Here is a 316-nt window from a genome sequence, read left to right as displayed (position 1 = left end):
TCATACGGCCGAGTTCCGGCATTTCTGCGAGAAGCATGGAGACTGATACCGGGCCGATACCAGGAATGGAGCGGAGAAGTTCTGCTTTCGCGGAGAGTTCTTCTGCCTCTGCGATAACGCTTTCAATCCGTTGTTCGAGCTCGCTGATCTGGCTTTCGAGAAATGCTTTGAGACTGCTGTCCATGTCCTCCAGTTCAGCGCTCACACCCTGCTTGCGGCGCGCCGAAATCTGGGCAGAAAGCCGTTTACGTGCCTCCACCATCTGAGCTCTGCGCACCGTCAGTGCCCGCAGAAACTGGAGTTTTACATCCGGCAG

Annotated in this window: 1 pseudogene; it reads right to left on the bottom strand. The window is 56.0% G+C overall.

The annotated features are described in order from the left end of the window. Window positions 1–316, bottom strand: a pseudogene (locus tag HK22_RS14870) (IS110 family transposase); the annotation flags it as partial.

Origin of the sequence: Gluconobacter sp. DsW_056 (assembly GCF_002153595.1) — a bacterium.
Lineage (GTDB): Bacteria > Pseudomonadota > Alphaproteobacteria > Acetobacterales > Acetobacteraceae > Gluconobacter > Gluconobacter albidus.
This window is presented reverse-complemented; position numbering and strand designations above follow the sequence as displayed.